Consider the following 17,241-nt stretch of genomic DNA (forward strand, 5'->3'; position numbering starts at 1 on the left):
GCTTGGCGCTCATTTGCCCACCCCATGCCGTGGCCGGCCATAGGCCTGGGTAATGCGGTCGATCACAACCGCCAGAATCACAATGGCCAGGCCCGCTTCGAGGCCGCGGCCCACGTTAAGGGTCTGGATGCCGACCAGCACGTCTTCACCCAGGCCACGGGCACCGATCATCGAGGCGATGACCACCATCGACAGGGCCATCATGGTGGTCTGGTTGATACCGGCCATGATGCTCGGCAACGCCAGTGGCAGCTGCACGCCAAACAGTTGCTGCAGGCGATTGGCACCAAAGGCATTGATCGCCTCCATGACCTCGCCGTCCACCTGGCGAATGCCCAGGTCGGTCAGGCGAATCAGCGGCGGCGCGGCATAGATGACGGTGGCAAAGATCGCCGGAACCTTACCCAGGCCGAACAGCATCAGCACCGGAATCAGGTACACGAAGCTGGGCATGGTCTGCATGATGTCGAGCAGCGGCATCAACACCGCCCGCAAGCGATCGTTGCGCGCCGACAGGATGCCCAGCGGAATGCCGACCAGCACCGATATCAGCGTGGCCACCAGCATCAGTGCCAGGGTCTGCATCAGCTTGTCCCACAGTCCTACCGCCCCGACCAGGAACAGCAAGCCGACGATCACCGCCGTGGGTACGATCTTGCGGGTGGCGTGCCAGGCAATACCGCCGACGACGGCCAGCATCAGCCACCAGGGCGTTGCGCGGAGCAGGCCTTCGAGGTTGACGATGGCCCACAGCAGGGTGTCGGAAATGTGCCGGAACACGTCACCGTAGTTGGTGACAAGCGCGTCGACCCAGCCATTGACCCAGTCGGCAATGGAAAACGTGAAGTTCTTGGGAAACATGGGATTCTCTCGAGCAAGTGCATGAAGCGGACTGCTGTATGGCGTGCCCGGCAGGCGCCGGACCCGCTCACACCCTCAGAGTGCCGCGTCTACCTTTTTGGCTGCGTCTTCGCTGACCCAGCTGTGCCAGACTTCGGGGTGCTCCTTGAGGAACAGCTTGGCCAGCTCCGGCGACTCGATATGCTCCTTGCTCATGCGCCCCAGGTTCTGGTTCAGCAGGTCGATCGGCAGGTTGACCTTTTCCAGCACCGCCACCAGCTCCGGCGCCTGCTCGTGGAAGGTCTTCGATACGCCCACCTTGATGGTCACGGACTTGTCCACGCCGGGTTTCTCGTCCAGCTTGACCAGGTCGGCCTGGCCCATCAGCGGGGTTGGCGACCAGTAGTAGAAGAGAATCGGCTCGCCACGCTTGTAGCTCGACAGCACGGCGGCATCCAGTGCCGGGCCGGTGCCCGGGCGGAAGTTGGTGTAGGTGTTTTCCAGGCCGTAGCTCTTGAGCATCTCACTGTTGTCCAGCTCGCAGGTCCAGCCAGCCGGGCAGTTGTAGAAGCGGCCCTTGTCCGGTTCTTCCGGGTCCTTGAACACCTGGGCGTATTGGCCCAAATCGGCGATGTTCCTGAGGTTCGGTGCCTTGGCTTCGAGCTTGCGCTTGGCGTCGCCTTCAATCACATAACGCGGCACATACCAGCCTTCGACCGCGCCGACCACCGGCGAGCCGACGCCGACCACCTTGCCGGCAGCCGCCGCCTTGTTCCAGACCTCGCTGCGCCCTACCCACTCTTCGGCAAACACCTGGATATCGTTGCTGCTCAGGGCGTTCTCCATGGAAATGGAGTTACCCGGCAGGCTGTCGGTATCGCAGCCATAGCCATTTTTCAGTACGAACTGCATCACATCCGTGAGCAGCATCCCGCTTTCCCAGTTCAAACCAGCGAATTTCACCGGCTTGCCAGACTCGCACCAACCAGCCGCCTGGCTGGCGCCAGCGGACGCCAGCAGCCCGAAAGAAAGTGTCGTGGTCAGCAGAGCCTTTGTAATTGTCATTGTGACGCTCCCAAACATGATGATCACTGCGCAGGAGAAATATTTCACAACAAAAAAAAAGGATAAAATAATAAGTCCTGATGCATCACAACGGAAAAAGCTATGAAGTTCACCCTGCGACAACTTCGCTATGCGCTCGCAGCGGCCAAGCACGGCAACCTGACCACTGCTGCCATGGAGCTTCATGTTTCACAACCGTCCATCTCGGCCGCCATCACCGAGCTGGAGGAGGTACTGGGGCAAGCGATCTTCATCCGCCAACGGGGCCTGGGCATATCGCTGACCCCGTTCGGGCGTACCGTCATGGTCCAGGCCCGGCGCGTGCTGGCAGAGGCCCAGACGTTTGCCGAAATCCACGCCAATGCCGGCGAGTGCGTCGGTGAACTGGTGGTCGGCTGCTTTGAAGACCTGGCGCCCTATTGCCTGCCGCAAATCGTGCGGCGGATGCAGGAGTCCTGCCCAAGAGTCACGGTCGACATGCGCGATGGCAGCTTCGATTACGTGGGCAAGCGGCTCAGTGAAGGGGCGATCGAACTGGCAATCACCTACGACCTGGGTTTGCCGCCGAACACGCACACCACCGAGCTGTGCCAGCTGACCGCTCAGGTACTGCTGGCGGCCGATCACCCGTTGGCCAAGGAGCCACGTGTCAGCCTCAAGGCGCTGGCCGAATACACCTTGGTGGTCACCGATCAGGCGCAAAGTTGGCAGCATGTGCTGGACCTGTTCAGCTTTTACGACCTTACCCCCGCCGTTGTGCACCGTGTGCGCACCTTCGAATTGCAGCGCAGCCTGGTCGCCAATGGCTTTGGCGTGGCGCTGATCTACACCCGGCCATTTGGTGACCGTAGTTACGATGGGCAGGCGCTGGTCTGTCGGCCGACCGAGGAAAAACTGCCCACCCATAGCATCGTCCTGGCCCATGACCAGCGCTATCCGCTGACGCCTTCTGCTGAAGCATTCAAGGCGCTGGCAGTGGCTTGGTTTGCGGAACGACCGTCGTTTGCCTCCGAGTGAAAGCCCGTCATCCGGGCCGGTTAGAAATCGCACAATTGTTCGGTAATCGCACAAATTCCTCTCCGCCCCCTCTACTGTTGCACCGTATTGCGGCACGCTATGGACAAGTCAGCACATAACGCCAACGCGCTGAATGGCCCCACCGCGTCAACGCGCGGACAGGTCGACAATCCATACTCCAGGAAGAACCAGGAGCTCGCTGTGATCAATAAAACGTTTGAGTCCATCGCCAGCGCGGTGGAAGGGATTACCGACGGTTCGACCATCATGGTCGGTGGCTTCGGCACCGCCGGGATGCCATCCGAACTCATCGATGGCCTGATCGCCACCGGTGCCCGCGACCTGACCATCATCAGCAACAACGCCGGCAACGGCGAGATCGGCCTGGCCGCTCTGCTGATGGCCGGCAGCGTGCGCAAGGTCATCTGTTCCTTCCCGCGCCAGTCTGACTCCTACGTCTTCGACGAACTGTACCGCGCCGGCAAGATCGAACTGGAAGTGGTACCGCAAGGCAACCTGGCCGAACGTATCCGCGCCGCAGGTTCCGGCATCGGTGCATTCTTCTCGCCGACCGGCTACGGCACCCTGCTGGCCGAAGGCAAGGAAACCCGTGAGATCGACGGCCGCCAGTACGTGCTGGAAATGCCGCTGCACGCCGACTTCGCGCTGATCAAGGCGCACAAGGGTGACCGTTGGGGCAACCTGGTGTACCGCAAGGCCGCGCGCAACTTCGGCCCGATCATGGCCATGGCCGCCAAGACCGCCATCGCCCAGGTCGACCAGATCGTCGAGCTCGGTGAACTGGACCCGGAACACATCATCACCCCGGGTATCTTCGTCCAGCGCGTGGTCGCCGTTTCCGGTGCTGCCGCTTCTTCGATCGCCACCGCTGTCTGAGGCCTGCCATGACCATCACCAAAAAGCTCTCCCGCACCGAGATGGCCCAGCGCGTGGCCGCAGACATCCAGGAAGGCGCCTACGTCAACCTGGGCATCGGCGCCCCGACCCTGGTGGCCAACTACCTGGGCGACAAGGAAGTGTTCCTGCACAGCGAGAACGGCCTGCTGGGCATGGGCCCAAGCCCGGCGCCGGGCGAGGAAGACGATGACCTGATCAACGCCGGCAAGCAGCACGTGACCCTGCTCACCGGCGGTGCCTTCTTCCACCACGCCGACTCGTTCTCGATGATGCGCGGCGGCCACCTGGACATCGCCGTGCTGGGCGCCTTCCAGGTCTCGGTCAAGGGCGACCTGGCCAACTGGCACACCGGCGCCGAAGGTTCGATCCCCGCCGTGGGTGGTGCGATGGACTTGGCCACTGGCGCCCGCCAGGTGTTCGTGATGATGGACCACCTGACCAAGTCCGGCGAAAGCAAGCTGGTGCCCGAGTGCACCTACCCGCTGACCGGCATCGGTTGCGTCAGCCGCATCTACACCGACCTGGCCGTGCTGGAAGTGACCGCCGATGGCCTGAAAGTGGTCGAGATCTGCGCGGACATCGACTTCGACGAGCTGCAGAAGCTCAGTGGTGTGCCGCTGATCAAGTGATCCGCGACACCCCCGGCCGCTTGCCGGTGAAGGGGCTGCTACAACGAAGACCCGTTGTAGCAGTCCGATCTGGTGACGCCTGCGGCCACCAGGCCGCTAGCGCTGAATAGCCCCCACGCTCCGCCTCTGCTCCCCCCCCGATCCAACACCTCGCGCCAACTCGATGCCATGGGTGACATGAGTTCACCTGTGCTTTGAGAAGTGATCGTTTGAGTCGTTCAAATCGCTGAAATCTAATGGTTGGAAACCAACAAGAAGCTCGCACGGAAGCGATCAGCGACAGAGATAACTACAAGATGACTCCAACGTTCTCGTTAATCGTCCTGGGCACCGCGATATTCCTGATCGTGGTGATGATCAGCAAGCTCAAGGTCCACCCCTTCCTCGCCCTGCTGGCCGCAAGCCTGGTGGTCGGCATCGGCACCGGCATGCCGCCTACGGCCATGGTGGCTGCTTTCGAAAAAGGCATGGGCAGCACGCTCGGCTTTCTCGCCGGGATCATCGGCCTGGGCAGCATCCTGGGCAAACTGCTGGAAGAATCGGGCGGGGCCAAACGTATCGCCACCACGCTGCTGAACCTGCTGGGCGAACGCAACGCATCATGGGCGATGATGCTGGTGGGCTTCATCGCCGGCATCCCGGTGTTCTTCGAGGTCGGCTTCGTGTTGCTGATTCCGCTGATCTACGTGGTCGCCCGGCAAACCCGCATCAGCATGCTGTACCTCGGCGTGCCGCTGGCCACCTCGCTGATGGTGGTGCACTGCATCCTGCCACCGCACCCGGCGGCCACGGCCATTACCGGCATGCTCAATGCCGATATCGGCACGGTGATCCTCTACGGCCTGATCGTGGGTCTGCCCACCGCCATCATCGCCGGCCCGATCTGGGTACGCTTTGCCTGCGAGCGTGGCGCGACGCCAGCGCAACAGGCCTTCCTAGTCGCACGCAGCGAGGTCCAGGCCGACGACCAACCGCTGCCGGCCTTCGGCATCACCCTCGCCACAGTGCTGCTGCCGCTGCTGCTCATGGTCGGCAAGACCTTGGCCGTCACCGTGCTGGCCAAAGGTACCCCACTCTACGAATGGGTGGCCTTCATTGGCAACCCGCTGATCGCCCTGGCGCTGTCGGTGGTGTTCGCCTACTGGGCGCTGGGCCTGCGTCGCGGCCTGGACATGGCGCAGTTGCTCAACCTGACCCAACGCTGCTTCCCGCCCCTGGCCGGCATTCTGCTGATCATCGGTGCCGGTGGCGCCTTCAACGACATGCTGGTGGGCAGCGGCATCGGCAAGGCACTGGCTGACGTGCTCAACCAGACCCAGCTCAACCCGATCATCCTCGCCTGGCTGATTGCCGGGATCATGCACTTTGCCGTCGGCTCGGCCACGGTGGCCATGATCAGCGCGGCCGGCATGGTGCTGCCGATGCTTGGCCAACACCCCGAATACAACCGGGAAATCCTGGTGATCGCCATCGGTGCCGGGGCCATTGGCTGGACGCACATTACCGACTCGGCGTTCTGGGTGGTGAAGGAATACCTCGGCCTGTCGCTGAGCGATGCGCTGAAGAAATTTACCGCAGCGACCGTGCTGGCCTCGGTGATTGCCTTGTGCCTGACCCTGCTGCTTTCGAAAATTGTCTGATCTACTGTGCAAAGACTGCGCTACAGGTGAAATCATGATTCACGGAAAAACCTTGCAAGCCTGGCAACAAAGCCACCCGATCATTGCCGAGCTGGTCACACTGAAGGAAACCAGCTGGTTCAACCCTGGTATTGCCAAGGCGTCAGAGGCGTTGAACGACGTGGGCCTGACCGCTGCCGATGTGCAAGCCACGAGCGAGCGGCTGCAGCGGTTCGCGCCCTACCTCGCCACCGTTTTCCCCGAAACGGCCGCCACCGGCGGGGTTATCGAGTCGCACATCGCCCCACTGCCGAAGCTTCGCCAGCAGCTGATCGAAGAAGGATCACTGCAGCATGTGGGCAGCTTGTGGCTGAAAGCCGACAGTGACTTGCCCATTTCAGGCTCCATCAAAGCCCGGGGCGGCATTCATGAGGTGCTCAAGCATGCTGAGGACCTGGCGTTGGCCGCCGGCCTGATCACACCCTCCGATGACTATGCGGTACTGGCCAGCGAGCAGGCACGCGCGTTCTTCAGCCACTACAAGATCGCCGTGGGTTCGACCGGTAACCTGGGCTTGTCGATCGGCATCATGAGCGCGAAGCTGGGCTTCCAGGTCAGCGTGCACATGTCATCCGACGCCAGGCAGTGGAAAAAAGACAAACTGCGCGCCAACGGCGTAACGGTGATTGAACACGCCTCCGACTACAGCGTTGCCGTCGAGCAAGGCCGCCAGCAGGCAGCGTCCGATGCCAGCTGCTATTTCGTTGACGACGAGAACTCCCCACAGCTCTTTCTGGGCTATGCCGTTGCCGCCGAGCGCCTGGCTCGACAGTTCGACCAGGCCGGCATCAAGGTGGACGCCGATCACCCCCTGTTCGTCTACCTGCCCTGCGGTGTCGGCGGCGGCCCTGGCGGCGTCGCCTTCGGCTTGAAGCTGGTCTTCGGCGATGCCGTGCACTGCGTGTTCGCCGAGCCCACCCACTCGCCCTGCATGCTGCTGGGGGTGTACACCGGCCTGCATGATGAAACCAGCGTGCAAGACTTCGGCATCGACAACATCACCGCCGCCGACGGCCTGGCGGTCGGGCGCCCGTCCGGGTTCGTCGGCAAAGCCATGCAGCGACTGATCGATGGCTACTACACGGTGACCGACGAAGAACTCTACCGTCTGATGGTGATTGCCTTCGAGCAGGACAAGGTCAAGCTGGAACCCTCTGCGCTGGCCGGCGTACCCGGCATGGCTCGGGTATTACAGGCGAGTGAGTATCTGGCTCGTCAGGGACTCTCCCCGGCCCAACTGCAGCAGGCGACCCACCTCGTCTGGGGAACGGGTGGCAGCATGGTGCCGGACGATGAGTTCAACGCCTACCTGGCGAAAGGGCGAAGCCTTCCGGCTTCGGTGTAACAGCAGTCGATGCACTGCACAGAAGGATTGGCCAATGAACAGACCCGGCCGCGGGACCATCTTGAAACTCAACGGCTCGCACCTGGGCAGTCTACATGTGTTTCTGGTGGCCGCACGGCACCTGAGCTTCTCTCGCGCAGCCGATGAGCTGTGCCTGACGGCCAGTGCCGTGAGCCATCGCATCAACCGTCTGGAAGATGAGCTGGGGTTCAAGCTGTTTCACCGCATGCCGCGCAAGGTCAGCCTCACCGAAGACGGCGAGCGTCTGTTCAGCGTGATGCAGCGGACCATGGACGAACTCGGCGAGGCCTTGCAGGAGCGCGCACACGCCGAGATCGCCGGCCAGCTGACCTTGTATGTACGCCCGTCCGTAGCACAGTGCTGGCTGGTGCCGCGGCTGGCACAGTTCACCGCCCACTACCCTGATATCCAGCTGGATATCAGGGTAGGCAACGAGAGCATCGATTACCGCACGCGCAAGATCGACCTGGTCCTCTGTTACTCGGACGGGCATCACCCCGGGTTGCAGAGCATCCACTTGATGAACGAACGGATCGCCCCGGTGTGCTCGCCCAAGTACGCAGAAACCCATGCCTTGGCAGGTGACCTGCGACAGGTGGAACAGTGCACCGCGTTGCATGACGTTGCGGCCTGGGACAACGCCGCATTCGATGCAGAATGGCAGCTCTGGGCCAACAGCACAGGTGCCGGCATCAAACTCCCGCGCCGGTTTCTCACATTCGATCGTTCAGACCTTTGCACGCTCGCTGCGCTGAATCACACCGGCATTGCCATTGGTAGGGAGCAACTGGTCAGAGAGCGTATTGCGCAAGGTGAGCTGGTGCTACCGTTCGGCGACTTTGTGGATGCTTCCAGCTACGGCTACTTCCTAGTCTTCCCCCATCACGACCCGATGCCCAAAAGGTTACAAGTATTGATCGACTGGCTTATCGAGTGCGCCGCCAGCCAGGGCTTCGCAACCAACACCCATGCTTGCTTGCCCCTTTGATGGAGTCGATACTCAGGGTTAACCTTCCATTGCTTTAATCAATACCCATGCGCTACTCCCCCGAAGCCCTCGTCGCCTTTGTCGAAGCCGCCGCCCTCGGCTCCTTCTCCGCCGCCGCGCGCAAGCTGCGCAAGAGCCAGTCGACCATCAGCATCGCCATCGCCAATTTCGAGGCCGACATCGGTTGCCCGCTGTTCGACCGCGCCGGTCGTCACCCGACGCTCAATGCCGCCGGCCATCAGGTGCTGAACCACGTCGAGGCGATCCTCGATGCCAGCGCCAAACTGGATGCCTTGGCCGTGCGCCTGGCTGACCAGGTCGAACCGCTAGTGTCAGTGGTGATGTCCGACAGCTACAGCGTGACCTTCCAGGGCGCGGCGATGGGCCGCTTCGCCGAGCACTACCCGCATACCGAGCTGCGTTGCGGCCCCTCTGAAGACGCCGACGTGATCGACCTGGTGCAGCAAGGCCTGGCACATATCGGCATCCTCGCCGCCCAGGACCGTTACCCGGCAGACGTCAGCGTGGCGCGGCTGCCCGAACAGGCGGAGTTCTGCCTCTATGCCAGCAGCGAACACCCGCTGGCAAAGCTGCCGGCGTTGCAACCGCAGCATCTGGAAAACGAACGCCAGCTGTACATCAAGACCTACGCCCCGAGCCTGCCCCATGGCCACGGCCAGGCCTGGTCGGCTCCGGACTACCTGACCTTGCTGGAGTTCGCCGTGCGTGGCTTTGGTTGGGCCGAGCTGCCGAAGGCGCTGGTGGCGCGCTTCGGCAGTGGCCTGGTGGAGTTGCCCATGGCCGGTTACCCGCGGCGGGTGGCCATGGATGTGGCCTGGTCGCGCCAGCGGGCACTGGGGCCCGCCGGGCAGTGGCTGGTGGGGCAGCTACTGGGGCGCTAGGCCCGCTCGCCCTGCCCCGCCCGCACTTCGCGCCGGGCCTGCCGGCGCTCGAACCACAGGTAGATGGTCGGCGTCGAGTACAGCGTCAGCACCAGCGACACCAGCAACCCGCCAACAATGGCGATGCCCAGTGGCTGGCGCAATTCGGCGCCGGCACCGTGGCCGAAGACCAGGGGCACCGCGCCCAGCAGCGCCGCCAGCGAGGTCATCAGGATCGGCCGCAGGCGCAGCAGGCACGCGGCCCTTACCGCCTCGACCGCCGTCAGACCGCGACTGCGGGCATCGAGGGTGAAGTCGACGATCATGATCGCGTTCTTCTTGACGATGCCGATCAACAGGATGATGCCGATCATCGCCAGGATCGACAGGTCCAGGCCGCTGAGCCACAGCGCCACCAGCGCGCCGAAGCCTGCCGACGGCAAGGTGGAGATGATGGTCAGCGGGTGAATGGCGTTTTCGTACAGCAGCGCCAGGATCACATACACCGTCAGGATCGCCGCCAGGATCAGCCACGGCTGCGACTTCATGGCGTCCTGGAACGCCTGGGCCGAGGCCTGGAACGAGCCCTGCACGGTGTCGGGCATGCCGAGCTTGGCCGACACCTGCTGCACCGCCGTCACCGCATCGCTGAGCGCCATGCCGGGCGCCAGGTCGAATGACAGGGTGATGCCCGGGAAAACGCCCTGGTGGTTGATCATCACCGGCACCAGCTCGCGCTCGACCCGGGCAAGCATGTTCAGCGGCACCAGGTCGCCGCTGGCGGCACGCACGTACAGGTGCTCAAGGGTCGACAACGATTCCTGCCAGTGTGGGTCGAGTTCGAGGATCACGTGGTACTGGTCCAGCTGGGTGAACATCGTCGCCACCTGGCGCTGGCCAAAGGCGTCGTACAGCTGCGGACGTTACGGATGAAAACTTAGGTGAGCCTGAGGGTCCTGCATGCAGGCTTGGAAAGCTTAGAAGTCCACCTTGCCCCGGCCCGCCTTGACCGTGCTGCGCCTGGCTTTGCCTTCGAGGCGGCGGGTCTTCGAGCCGAGGGTCGGTTTGGTGGGGCGGCGCTTCTTCTCGGTCTTGCCGGCCGTGATGATCAACTCGGCAAGGCGCGCCAGTGCGTCAGCGCGGTTCTGCTCCTGGGTGCGGTACTGCTGGGCCTTGATGATCAACACGCCGTCGCCGGTGATGCGACTGTCCCGCAGCGCCAGCAGCCGCTCCTTGTAGAACGCGGGCAGCGACGACGCGGGAATGTCGAAGCGCAGGTGCACGGCGCTGGACACCTTGTTGACATTCTGCCCACCGGCGCCCTGCGCGCGGATGTAGCTCAGTTCGATTTCGGCATCGGGCAGATGCACGTTGTTGGAGATGGTCAGCATGGCGTGGCCCTTGTGATTGCCCCCCCATTATCACAGGCTTCAACGCTCGTGTATTTCACCAATGCGTGTTTGATTGCCGCTTGCGCCAGCTGTCAGGCAAAGCGTTCGACCTGCGCTGGCGTGCGGCGCATCAGCACCTTGCCGTTGCGCACCGACACCAGCGCATGGCCCTGGCTGCGAACCATCTCGTAGTCATCCGGCGCCGATAGCAACAGCAGGTTGGCCGGCCGTCCGACCTCGATGCCATATCGCTCGCCAAGGTTGAGGGTGCGGGCGCTGTTGTCGGTGATCAGGTCCAGGCTGCGTTGCAGGTCTTCGTAGCCGAGCATGTGACAGATGTGCAGCCCGGCTTCGAGTATGCGCAGGATGTTGCCGTTGCCCAGCGGGTACCACGGGTCGACGATGGAGTCCTGGCCGAAGCACACGTTCATCCCGGCGCGGTCGATTTCGGCCACGCGGGTCAGCCCGCGGCGCTTGGGGTAGCTGTCGAAGCGCCCTTGCAGGTGGATGCTTTCGGTGGGGCACGAGACGAAGTTGATGCCCGACATCTTCAGCAGGCGGAACAGCTTGGAGCAGTAGGCATTGTCGTACGAGCCCATGGCCGTGGTATGGCTGGCGGTCACCCGCGCGCCCATCCCGCGCACCCGCGCCTCTTCGGCCAGCACTTCGAGGAAGCGCGACTGCGGGTCGTCGGTTTCATCGCAATGAACGTCCACCAGGCAGCCGGTGCGCTCGGCCAGGTCCATAAGGAACTTGATCGACGAGACGCCCTGGTCGCGGGTGTTCTCGAAATGCGGAATGCCGCCGACCACGTCGGCGCCCATGGCCACCGCTTCGGTCATCAGTGCCCGGCCATTGGCGTATGACTCGATGCCCTCCTGGGGGAAGGCGACGATCTGCAGATCGATCAGATGGCGTACTTCCTCGCGCACCTCGACCATGGCCTTGAGCGCGGTGAGCTTGGGGTCGGTGACATCTACATGGGTGCGCACGTGCTGGATGCCATGGTCCACCAGCATGCCGATGGTCTTCTTGGCGCGGGTCTTGATGTCGTCGTGGGTGGTGATTGCCTTGCGTTCGGCCCAGCGCTCGATGCCTTCGAACAAGGTGCCGCTCATGTTCCACTTCGGCTCGCCGGCAGTGAGGGTGGCGTCGAGGTGGATGTGCGGCTCGACGAAGGGTGCCACCACCAGGTTCTGCTGGGCATCCAGGTCATCCGGGCCGGCCAGTGCGGCCACGTCAGCCTGAGGTGCGATGGCGGCGATGCGTTCGCCGTCCAGTTCGATGCGGAACAGGCCGTTCTTGCCACGCAGGCGGGCGTTGATGATGTTCATGGCGTTACTCCTTACCTTGGTCTTCATTCATGCGCCACACAAGCATGGCGACAGAAGCGTTCATGCGAAACAACGGGTCGTCGAGGGACTGCCCGCTCAGTTGTTCGATGCGTTGAATGCGCTGGTTGATGGTGTTGCGGTGCAGGCCCAGGCGCTGGGCGGCCTTGAGCCCGTTGCCGTTTTCCTTGAGCAAGGCGTCGAGGGTGTGCACCAGTATATGCGGCTGCTTGCGCCCGGGGGTGATCAGCGGGCCGAGGGTCTGGGCGACGAAGTCATCGATCAGCGACCGGTCGGCGATACCTTGCAGCAGGCGCAGCACACCCAGCTCGCTGAAGTCGCAGAAGCCGTTAGCCGGGTGCAGGTGCTGCGCCACTTCCAGGGCCTGGCGCGCCTCGCTTAGTGCCTGACGGTAGTGGCCGCAATCGGCAGCCGGGCTCGACAGGCCCATGTACAGTGCAAGCTCGCCTACCACCGTGCTCAGTTGCCGGTGCAGTGTGGCCAGGGTCACCGGCAGGTCGGCAGCATCCGCCAGAAGCAGCACCTGCAGGTCGCCCGGCAGTTGCGCCGTGACCGTCCCCGGTCGTTCGCGGCACCAGGCTTCGAGCTGGTCTTCCAGGGCCTGGCGGGTAGCCTGCCAGAGGCGCTCGCCCTCGGCCAGGCCATGGCGCTCGAACAGCGGCTCAACGTGCAGCAAGCGCAGCGCCACCACGCGACGCGGCTCATCCAGTGCCAGTTCAAGGTGCGCCGCACGCTGGCGGGCAATGGCCAGGCTCGGGTAGTCCCCGCTGAGCAACTGGCCGAGGATGTCGTTGCGCGACCGGCGCACCTGACTCATCTGCACCAGGGCCGTGCCGATCAGGTGGGTGACGATTACCATCTTCAGGGCATAGGGCTGCTCGATCAGCGGCAGGCCCAGTTGCTCGGCACGGGCGACCACTGCCGGCGGGATGCTTTGGATGAAGGTGCCACCGGTGAGGATCACCATCCCGGCAATCCCCACAGCCTCACCGTCCTCGACCAGGCTCAGCAGGTTCGCCTCGCCACGCGGGTGGTTGATGCCGGTGACGAACACCAGTTCGCCGCCCATGACCCACTCGGCAATGCCTTCGTTCTCCGCCACATAGGGCCAGCGCACCCGCCTCTGCAGGTTGCGTGCACCGGCGCGCACGGTCATCTCCTGCAGGCCTGGCAAGTGCAGGATCTCGTCCAGCGCCAGGCTCACGGCTCGACGCCCGCCTGGCCCAGTGCCCGGCGCCGGCCGCTGATTTCTAGCAGGAAGATGTAGCACATGGCCGAGGCGCCGATACCCACCAGCGGCGCTACCCACGGCGAGGCATAGGCCAGCACCGCACCCAGCGCATAGGCCCCAAGGCCCAGGAGGTTGTAGCGCGGCAGCTGCACCGAGGCCAGCGCCGGGTACTTGCCGCGGTGGCGATACCAGAAGTCGGCCATGATCACCCCGCCCACGGGCGGAATGATCGAGCCCAGCAGCACCAGGAACGGGATCAGCATTTCATACATGCCGCCGATCGCCAGCACGATGCCCACCGCAGCCGCGACAAGCGTGGCGGTGCGCCGGCGCTCGCTGCGCAGCAAGTGGCAGGCCGCTGCCGAAACGTTGTAGATGGTTGGGCCCTGGATGGTCCAGAGGTTCAGGCAGAGCATCACCACCGCCGCGAACGACAGGCCTTGCAGCATCATCACTTCGACGATGTCGGCCTGCTGGTAGACCATCGCGCACCAGGCCCCGGCGACGACCATCAGGCCGTTGCCGAGCAAGAAGGCAACGATGCTGGCCACCACCGCCACCCGCCCGCTGCGCGACAGCCGGGTCCAGTTGGTGGCCTGGGTGGCCCCGCTGGCGAAGGTGCCGAAAACCATGGTCACCGCTGCCGAGAAGGTCATGGTTTCATGGGGCACCACTGCCGCCAGGCCGGCAAAGCCCCCGGCATCGGCGGTGGCGATGTACATCGACACCAGCAGCAGCGCGAACATCAGCGGCACCGACACCCGCGACAGCAGGTCCAGGCCCTTGAAGCCGATGATCGCGGTAATGCTGAAGCCCAGGCCGAACAGAACCATCAGCGGCACGGTGAAACCGCCTGCCAGGCCCAGCAGCTTGACCAGCACGATCGCCACGGTCGCGGTGCCCCAGGCGTACCAGCCAAGTTCTGCGAAACCCAGCAGGAAGTCGGAAAGCCGGCTGCCCGCCTCGCCGAAACAGAAGCGCCCCATCAGCACGGTGTTCAAGCCGCTGCGCGAGGCGATGAAGGCCAGGGCTGCGGCATACAACGCCAGCAGCGTGTTGCCGACGGCGGCGACCCACAGCATGTCGACGAAGTTGAAGGCCATGCCCAGCTTGCCGCCAGCGAACATGGTGCCGGTGAAGAAGGTAAAGCTGAACAGCACCATGGCAATGGGCAGCAGCCCCTTGCGCGAGGATGGCGGGGCTTCGCATAACGGGAATTCGGTAGGTGAGCTCATGGCACGGTGCTCCGGGTTGTCGTTGCGACTAGGGGAGCAATATGCGGACCGCTTTTGCCAAGCGCGAAAAACGGAAAATTTGCGGGCAATCGGCACAACCATCCCTGTTCGCTCTGCACACTTTTTATCGACTTGAAGAATGCAATCTGTGCGTCAAGACCTGTTTTGAGGCGGGCGCGCACCAAAGCGGAACAACACTGGGTAGTTTTCACCCAGTCTGCCGCTGGCGGTGCGCGCGCGGGCCGTCATTCACTGGAGTTGACGTCCACCTCTTTCCAGCTGTCATCCGGGTCGAAGCGCTTCATGGCCTTGGCGATCTTGTCGCCCTGCGGCCCCAGGTCCTTTTCGAACACCTGCCCGTCGTGGCTGATCATGAAACTCATGACACCGCTATCGTCGTATTTCGCCGGCCAGGCGACCAGGGCGAAGCCGCGACTCATCTGGTTGCCGATCAGGTAGCTGTAGGCGCCACCCGGCGCCGATGGGCCTTGGCCATCGAGTATGCGGAAGTGGTAGCCGTACCAGGCATCACCCACCACATCCTTGCCGAACAGCGGCCCCAGCGGGCTGATCTCACCGCCCGCTTCGTCCTCCCAGAACAGGCCGTCATGCTTGCCGGGCGTGCTGAAAATCTGCTGGGCATATTCCAGTGCGCCGTTGCCGTTGCGGTCCTTCGAGGCGTAGTCCATCTGTGCGTCGTGATAGGCCAGCACCGACTGCAAGGCGGCCAGTTCGTTGCGGCCGATGCGCCGGGCGCGGATTTCGGCGCTACCGGCCTTGAGGTCGAAGCGCCAGCCGTTGGTAGTCTGGGTCAGCGGAATGGGCAAGGTCCAGTGATCGGGGCCCACGGCCAGGATGGCCTTGTTGTCGCCCTGCTTGTCGATCTGATGCTCGGCCTTGTACTGCGCCAGGAAGGTATCGACATCACTGCGTTGCACACCGCCACGTGGTATGTAGGTGCGCCAGTCTTCACCGAGCAACTGCCCCAGGCGCGCTTCGTCGGCATGCTCGACGCCCAGCGCCTGAACGAACGCTTCGACCGCTTTATCGGGGGTCGGGAATGCTTCCTGCGCCGTGGCCAGGTTTGCCCAGGCCAGGCCCAGGCCGATCAGCAACGCAGCAATCGTTGCCTTGTTGTTCATCGACGGCCACCTCCACCACCGCGACGCATCGGCGCACTGGGCCGTGATATCTGATGCCCTGCTACTCGCGAGGCATTGGGCCGCTGGGCGAACGACTGGCTGGTACGACCGCGGTCGGCCTGGGCCAAGGTGCGCGACGGCGAACGTACCCCGTCGAAGGCATTGTTGCGGGCCCTGCCTGCACTGTTGCCCGGGCGGTTCTGCACAGCCTGCCTGGCCTGGCCTTCACCCTGGCGGTGCTGCTCGAGGTTGCGCGCCTGCTGGTTGTCACGGCTATTGCGCGGTTCTGCGCGGCGATCGGCGAGGCGCGCGTCGTTCGCGCCACCTTGCATGCGGTTGCCCACACCGCCTTCGGCCCGGGCTTCGCGCGCACTGTTGAGGGCTTCGCGGTTACTGGTGGCCGGGCGCTCGATACCGGCGCGGTCCATCGAAGCCTTGGCGCGGTCACGGGCCTGGGTGCGTTGGGCATCATCGCCACGGAACGCGGCGCGCTGGTTGGCCCCGTCGAGCTGGCGTCCGTATAGTTGGCGGCTGCGGTTGTCGCGGTACGGCACGCCATCGCGGTGCACGGCATTGTGCTGCCACTTGTTCTGGTTGTTGCTGATGCGGTTGTTGACGTTGATGTTGTTGTAGCGATTGACGTCGATATCGACGTCACCGTGGCCCCAGTCGCAATCGCCCCACAGCGAATTGACGATTGCCACGCCGGTACCGAATGCCAGCCCGGCCATCAGCGCAGTGCCCGCGGAGTACATCGGCGACGGCGGGTAATAGACTGGCGGAGAGGCCGGATAGGCCCAGGTGCCGTAGGCAGTGTTCGGGTTGTAGGTGGGCACGTACACCACCTGCGGATCGGCCGGCTGAATGATGAGGGTACTGGTCGACGAGCTGCTGGCAGGCGCGGCCTGCGAATGGCCCGAGCTGGCTGGCGCCGGAGCCGCTGCGGGTGGGGCCTGTACGGTGACGTTCTGGTACTGGTTGCTCTGCAGGTTGCCGGCTGCCTGTGCCTGATGGCGCAGGCGCTGCACACCAGCCATCACGTCATCCGGTTGCGCCAGGAAGGCATCGCCCAGCCGCTGGACCCAGACCGGGTCCTGGCCGAGCACCACCAGCACCTGCGGGAACGCTACCAATGCCTGCACGCTCGGGTCCCAGGTCTGCTTGGCCACCTGCTTGACCGCGTCATCGCCCTGAGCCTTGGGGTTGGCCTTGGACCAGGCCACCGCCTCGGTCACCTCGCCCGGGTAGGTCGAGGCCATCAGCACCTGGGCCAGCAGCGCATCGGGATACAGGGCAATTGGCGCGAGCATCTGGTCGAGCTGCTCCTGGTTGAACACTGCCTGCTTGGCTTCGGCAGGTGCTGGATCGCGTGCTGGCGGGTCGTCGGCCAATGCCAGGCTGGTTACACCGTTAAGGCTAAGCACCAGCGACAGGACGCATAACAATGGCAGGCGCATCGCAGTTCCCCATCTGGCCAAGATATGTGAAATGAATGACTTGCAACCCA

16 protein-coding genes and 1 pseudogene are annotated in these 17,241 nt (G+C 63.7%); 8 read left to right on the forward strand and 9 right to left on the reverse strand.

Going from position 1 to position 17,241, the window contains the following annotated elements:
• Positions 1–9 precede the first annotated feature (9 nt).
• The gene (locus tag ACLEJU_RS22530) at positions 10–861 is read right to left on the reverse strand and encodes an ABC transporter permease (protein WP_103446979.1); all 852 of its coding nucleotides are present in this window, start codon (positions 859–861) and stop codon (positions 10–12) included.
• Between the two features lie 75 nt (positions 862–936).
• Positions 937–1,860, reverse strand: a complete 924-nt coding sequence (locus tag ACLEJU_RS22535; protein WP_440776749.1) for an ABC transporter substrate-binding protein — start codon at positions 1,858–1,860, stop codon at positions 937–939.
• Here ACLEJU_RS22535 and ACLEJU_RS22540 point away from each other — a divergent pair.
• From ACLEJU_RS22540 to ACLEJU_RS22575, 8 genes are all read left to right on the forward strand, one after another.
• The gene (locus tag ACLEJU_RS22540; RefSeq protein ID WP_440776750.1) at positions 1,760–2,011 is read left to right on the forward strand and encodes a hypothetical protein; all 252 of its coding nucleotides are present in this window, start codon (positions 1,760–1,762) and stop codon (positions 2,009–2,011) included. The two genes, ACLEJU_RS22535 and ACLEJU_RS22540, sit on opposite strands and share 101 nt — an antisense overlap.
• Positions 2,008–2,922, forward strand: a complete 915-nt coding sequence (locus tag ACLEJU_RS22545; protein WP_435423204.1) for a LysR family transcriptional regulator — start codon at positions 2,008–2,010, stop codon at positions 2,920–2,922. Before ACLEJU_RS22540 ends, ACLEJU_RS22545 begins: the two co-directional genes overlap by 4 nt.
• A 201-nt stretch (positions 2,923–3,123) precedes the next feature.
• Entirely contained in the window at positions 3,124–3,819 is a 696-nt protein-coding gene (locus ACLEJU_RS22550) for a 3-oxoacid CoA-transferase subunit A (RefSeq protein WP_294323657.1), read from the forward strand.
• A gap of 8 nt (positions 3,820–3,827) precedes the next feature.
• Positions 3,828–4,469, forward strand: a complete 642-nt coding sequence (locus ACLEJU_RS22555) for a 3-oxoacid CoA-transferase subunit B (protein WP_060507495.1) — start codon at positions 3,828–3,830, stop codon at positions 4,467–4,469.
• A gap of 296 nt (positions 4,470–4,765) precedes the next feature.
• Positions 4,766–6,109, forward strand: a complete 1,344-nt coding sequence (locus ACLEJU_RS22560) for a GntT/GntP/DsdX family permease (RefSeq protein ID WP_435423203.1) — start codon at positions 4,766–4,768, stop codon at positions 6,107–6,109.
• A gap of 34 nt (positions 6,110–6,143) precedes the next feature.
• On the forward strand, positions 6,144–7,493 hold the full coding sequence (locus ACLEJU_RS22565) for a D-serine ammonia-lyase (RefSeq protein WP_435423202.1): 1,350 nt from the start codon (positions 6,144–6,146) through the stop codon (positions 7,491–7,493).
• 34 nt (positions 7,494–7,527) lie between these two features.
• Complete coding sequence (dsdC, locus tag ACLEJU_RS22570; protein ID WP_435423201.1) at positions 7,528–8,502, forward strand: DNA-binding transcriptional regulator DsdC; 975 nt, start codon at positions 7,528–7,530, stop codon at positions 8,500–8,502.
• A 47-nt stretch (positions 8,503–8,549) separates the two neighbouring features.
• Positions 8,550–9,404 (forward strand): LysR family transcriptional regulator, encoded by an 855-nt coding sequence (locus ACLEJU_RS22575; RefSeq protein ID WP_435423200.1) that lies wholly within the window; start codon positions 8,550–8,552, stop codon positions 9,402–9,404.
• On the opposite strand, the pseudogene ACLEJU_RS22580 reads toward ACLEJU_RS22575, so the two are convergent.
• The 7 genes and pseudogenes from ACLEJU_RS22580 to ACLEJU_RS22610 form a co-directional block, all read right to left on the reverse strand.
• Positions 9,401–10,297, reverse strand: a pseudogene (locus ACLEJU_RS22580) (efflux RND transporter permease subunit); the annotation flags it as partial. The gene ACLEJU_RS22575 and the pseudogene ACLEJU_RS22580 overlap by 4 nt on opposite strands.
• Positions 10,298–10,360: 63 nt before the next feature.
• Positions 10,361–10,774: an alternative ribosome rescue aminoacyl-tRNA hydrolase ArfB gene (gene arfB, locus ACLEJU_RS22585; RefSeq protein WP_294323683.1), complete on the reverse strand. Its 414-nt coding sequence runs from the start codon at positions 10,772–10,774 to the stop codon at positions 10,361–10,363.
• Between the two features lie 92 nt (positions 10,775–10,866).
• Positions 10,867–12,108 carry a cytosine deaminase gene (gene codA / locus ACLEJU_RS22590; protein WP_435423199.1) on the reverse strand — a complete coding sequence of 414 codons (1,242 nt, stop codon included), beginning with the start codon at positions 12,106–12,108 and terminating at the stop codon, positions 10,867–10,869.
• Positions 12,109–12,112: 4 nt separating this feature from the next.
• Entirely contained in the window at positions 12,113–13,330 is a 1,218-nt protein-coding gene (locus ACLEJU_RS22595) for a PucR family transcriptional regulator (RefSeq protein WP_435423198.1), read from the reverse strand.
• Positions 13,327–14,592 carry a cytosine permease gene (codB, locus tag ACLEJU_RS22600; protein ID WP_435423197.1) on the reverse strand — a complete coding sequence of 422 codons (1,266 nt, stop codon included), beginning with the start codon at positions 14,590–14,592 and terminating at the stop codon, positions 13,327–13,329. Before codB ends, ACLEJU_RS22595 begins: the two co-directional genes overlap by 4 nt.
• Before the next feature lie 245 nt (positions 14,593–14,837).
• Positions 14,838–15,734 carry a DUF2950 domain-containing protein gene (locus tag ACLEJU_RS22605; RefSeq protein WP_435423196.1) on the reverse strand — a complete coding sequence of 299 codons (897 nt, stop codon included), beginning with the start codon at positions 15,732–15,734 and terminating at the stop codon, positions 14,838–14,840.
• Positions 15,731–17,191 carry a DUF3300 domain-containing protein gene (locus tag ACLEJU_RS22610; RefSeq protein ID WP_435423195.1) on the reverse strand — a complete coding sequence of 487 codons (1,461 nt, stop codon included), beginning with the start codon at positions 17,189–17,191 and terminating at the stop codon, positions 15,731–15,733. The genes ACLEJU_RS22605 and ACLEJU_RS22610 overlap by 4 nt, the downstream gene beginning before the upstream one ends.
• Positions 17,192–17,241 lie beyond the last annotated feature (50 nt).

Origin of the sequence: Pseudomonas sp. SMN11 (assembly GCF_052041945.1) — a bacterium.
Lineage (GTDB): Bacteria > Pseudomonadota > Gammaproteobacteria > Pseudomonadales > Pseudomonadaceae > Aquipseudomonas.

Excerpts from the sequence above, each read along its gene's own strand:
- ACLEJU_RS22565 (WP_435423202.1), top strand. The coding sequence starts at position 6,144 with ATGATTCACGGAAAAACCTTGCAAGCCTGGCAACAAAGCCACCCGATC.
- ACLEJU_RS22605 (WP_435423196.1), bottom strand. The coding sequence starts at position 15,734 with ATGAACAACAAGGCAACGATTGCTGCGTTGCTGATCGGCCTGGGCCTG.
- codB (WP_435423197.1), bottom strand. The coding sequence starts at position 14,592 with ATGAGCTCACCTACCGAATTCCCGTTATGCGAAGCCCCGCCATCCTCG.
- ACLEJU_RS22610 (WP_435423195.1), bottom strand. The coding sequence starts at position 17,191 with ATGCGCCTGCCATTGTTATGCGTCCTGTCGCTGGTGCTTAGCCTTAAC.
- ACLEJU_RS22530 (WP_103446979.1), bottom strand. The coding sequence starts at position 861 with ATGTTTCCCAAGAACTTCACGTTTTCCATTGCCGACTGGGTCAATGGC.
- ACLEJU_RS22555 (WP_060507495.1), top strand. The coding sequence starts at position 3,828 with ATGACCATCACCAAAAAGCTCTCCCGCACCGAGATGGCCCAGCGCGTG.
- ACLEJU_RS22560 (WP_435423203.1), top strand. The coding sequence starts at position 4,766 with ATGACTCCAACGTTCTCGTTAATCGTCCTGGGCACCGCGATATTCCTG.
- arfB (WP_294323683.1), bottom strand. The coding sequence starts at position 10,774 with ATGCTGACCATCTCCAACAACGTGCATCTGCCCGATGCCGAAATCGAA.
- ACLEJU_RS22575 (WP_435423200.1), top strand. The coding sequence starts at position 8,550 with ATGCGCTACTCCCCCGAAGCCCTCGTCGCCTTTGTCGAAGCCGCCGCC.
- codA (WP_435423199.1), bottom strand. The coding sequence starts at position 12,108 with ATGAACATCATCAACGCCCGCCTGCGTGGCAAGAACGGCCTGTTCCGC.
- ACLEJU_RS22545 (WP_435423204.1), top strand. The coding sequence starts at position 2,008 with ATGAAGTTCACCCTGCGACAACTTCGCTATGCGCTCGCAGCGGCCAAG.
- dsdC (WP_435423201.1), top strand. The coding sequence starts at position 7,528 with ATGAACAGACCCGGCCGCGGGACCATCTTGAAACTCAACGGCTCGCAC.